The organism is Actinoplanes sp. ATCC 53533 (genome assembly GCF_003947245.1).
Map to the genome: position 1 here is coordinate 1 of NZ_QHHV01000355.1, position 2,776 is coordinate 2,776.

The 2,776-nt window shown below is 68.9% G+C and carries 3 protein-coding genes and 1 pseudogene; 2 read left to right on the top strand and 2 right to left on the bottom strand.

Features of this window, described 5'->3' with window-relative positions; all coding sequences use genetic code 11:
- Together DMB66_RS56915 and DMB66_RS56920 are read left to right on the top strand one after the other, a co-directional pair.
- Positions 1-395: sigma-70 family RNA polymerase sigma factor (locus DMB66_RS56915; protein WP_125812317.1), on the top strand; the 395-nt coding region annotated here is incomplete at its 5' end.
- Positions 396-468: 73 nt separating this feature from the next.
- Entirely contained in the window at positions 469-1,782 is a 1,314-nt protein-coding gene (locus tag DMB66_RS56920) for an alpha-amylase family protein (protein WP_125812318.1), read from the top strand.
- Positions 1,783-1,839: 57 nt separating this feature from the next.
- Here DMB66_RS56920 and DMB66_RS56925 read toward each other — a convergent pair whose 3' ends face one another.
- Both DMB66_RS56925 and DMB66_RS56930 read right to left on the bottom strand, forming a co-directional pair.
- Positions 1,840-1,995, bottom strand: a complete 156-nt coding sequence (locus DMB66_RS56925) for a hypothetical protein (RefSeq protein ID WP_125812319.1) — start codon at positions 1,993-1,995, stop codon at positions 1,840-1,842.
- Positions 1,996-2,090: 95 nt separating this feature from the next.
- Positions 2,091-2,776: pseudogene (locus DMB66_RS56930) on the bottom strand (sulfatase); the annotation flags it as partial.

The following is a 2,776-nucleotide window of genomic DNA, read 5'->3' on the forward strand; positions in this document are numbered from 1 at the left end:
TCACCCACACCCTCGGCCGCAGCCCGACGGTCGCCGACATCTCCGTGCACCTCGGCGTCACCGAGGAAGAAGTCCTCGAAGGCCTCGAAGGCGCCCGCGCCTACAACGCCACCAGCCTGAGCACCCCGATCAGCGCCGACGGCACCACCGAGCTCGGCGACACCCTCGGCGGCGAAGACCACGAATTCGAACTCGCCGAAACCCGCGTCGCCCTCGGCCCCGCCCTGGCCATGCTCGACGACCGCGAGCAGAAGATCCTCACCCTGCGCTTCTACGGCAACCTCACCCAGTCGCAGATCGCCGACCAGGTCGGCATCTCCCAGATGCACGTCAGCCGCCTGCTCACCAAGGCCCTGACGAAGCTGCGCACGCACCTCGCCGGCGACACCATCTGAGCAACCGCAGAGCTGACGCCGGCCCGGTTCGGGCCGGCGTTTCTGCGTATTCTCTACCGCGAGGAGCGATGCCATGAGTGAGCCGGACTGGGTCGAACACGCCGTGTGGTGGCAGGTCTACCCGCTCGGCTTCGTCGGCGCGCATCCCGCGGGCCGCGAGAACGGTGGGCTGCGGCAGCTCACCGCCTGGCTGGACTATGCCGTTGAGCTCGGCGTCTCCGGCATCCTGCTCGGGCCCGTGTTCGCGGCCGAGACGCACGGCTACGACACGATCGACCATCTCCGGATCGACCCGCGCCTCGGTGACGACACCGACTTCGACGCGCTCGTCGCCGCCGCGCACGATCGCGGGCTGCGGGTCATGCTCGACGGGGTGTTCAACCACGTGGGGCGCGGGCACGCCGCCTTCCAGGCCGTGCTCGCCCAGGGCCGCGAGGCGCCGACCGCGTCCTGGTTCCGGCTCACCTGGCCGGCGGGCGGGGGCGCGCCCGAATACGCCGACTTCGAGGGCCACGGTGCGCTGGTCGCCCTCAACCATGCCGAGCCTGCCGTCGCCGACTACGTCACCGAGGTGCTGACCCACTGGCTGCGCCGCGGTGCCGACGGCTGGCGGCTCGACGCGGCGTACGCGGTGCCGGCCGGCTTCTGGGCGACGGTGCTGCCCCGCCTCCGGGCCGAGTTCCCCGGCGCGTACGTGGTCGGCGAGGTCATCCACGGCGACTACCCGGAGTTCGTCAAGGAATCCACCGTGGACTCGGTGACCCAGTACGAGCTGTGGAAGGCCGCCTGGAGCGCCCTGAACGCGGGCAACTTCTTCGAGCTGAGCTGGGCCCTGGAACGGCACAACGGATTCCTGGACAGCTTCGTGCCGCAGACCTTCGTCGGCAACCACGACGTGACCCGGCTGGCCAGCAAGCTCACCGACGCCCAGCACGTGCCGCTCGCGCTGGTGTTGCTGCTCACCGTGGGCGGCAGCCCGTCCATCTACGCCGGCGACGAGCAGGGCTTCCAGGGCGTCAAGGAGGACCGGGAGCACGGCGACGACGCGGTCCGCCCGGCGTTCCCCGCCGAGCCCGCCGGGCTGGCGCCGTACGGCTGGCCGCTCTACCACCTGCACCAGGAGCTGATCGGGTTGCGCCGCCGGCACCCGTGGCTGCATCACGCCCGGACGAAGCCGGTGCACCTGACCAACGAGCAGTTCGCCTACGCGGTCACCGACGGCAGCCGGACGCTCATCGTGGCCCTGAGCGTCGGTGCTGCGCCTGCCGAGCTGCCGGTGCCGTACGGGAAATCGGTTTTGAACGGCGCCGCGGAGCTGAAGCGGGCCGGCTCGGCCGACGCCGCGGTGGTGCTGCCCGCACACGGCTGGGCCGTCCTGGAAGCTTGAGGCCTGAGACATGAAGAACGCCCGCCGAGGCGGGCGTTCTTCATGTCACGACGGGGATCAGAACCAGACTTTTCGCCCACCGACCGGGCGGCCGACGGCACCCAGGATCCAGAGGACGGCGCCAACGACCAGCAGAATGGCGCCGATCGTGTAGAGGATCGAGACGTTGAGGAAGATACCCAACAGCAGGAGGATGAGACCGAGGATCAACATTTGGGGGGCTCCGTTCGTCGCCGGCTTGTCCAGCGAACCTGGAATACCCATGGCCCTCGATTCCCAATCCCTGCCGTATCTCGGCCGACCTCGGGTCAGCGCTTCGGCGGGGCGAGCACCCGGCTGACCTCGCCCGAGGGACCGAACGTGGTCATGAACCGGTCCCGGAACTCGTCCATCTTCCAGATCGGGGCCTTCGGATCCGGCTTGATCCCGTCGGTCCAGCCCCAGCTCGACGTCTTGGCCATGACCGTCTTGTCCTTGGCCAGGATGGTGATCGGCACGTCGTGGCTGGCGGTGTCGCCGACGATGAGCGGGGACGGCTGGTGGTCGCCGAGGAAGACCATCACGGTGTTCTCGTCGCCGTAGAGTTCCAGCCAGGAGATCACGGTGGTCATCGTGTACTGGATCGACCGGGAGTATTCGCGCCGGAGCTTCACCGGGTCCTTCCAGATGGTGCGGACCTTCTTGCCCTCCTGCTGGATCTGCTTGTAGACCGAGCCGTCACCGACGTCGTCCCAGTCGATGAACTGCGGGAGCGGCGCCCACGGCGTGTGGCTGGAGACCAGCGGCATCTCGACGAACATCGGGTCGTGTTCCACGCCGTGCACGTTCTTCTCGAACCACGAGAGGGTGTACTGGTCCGGCTGCGGCGCCCAGCTGAAGGCCGGTCCCTGGTAGCCGGTGTTGCGGGAGTCGTAGACCTTGTCGTAGCCGTAGAAGTTGCCCTCCGGCCAGGCCCGGGTGGCGCCCGGCATGACGCTCATGGTGTCGAAGCCGG

What these genes read in the sequence shown, in the direction of transcription:
- DMB66_RS56925 (WP_125812319.1), bottom strand. Translation starts at nt 1,995, where the DNA reads ATGTTGATCCTCGGTCTCATCCTCCTGCTGTTGGGTATCTTCCTCAAC.
- DMB66_RS56920 (WP_125812318.1), top strand. Translation starts at nt 469, where the DNA reads ATGAGTGAGCCGGACTGGGTCGAACACGCCGTGTGGTGGCAGGTCTAC.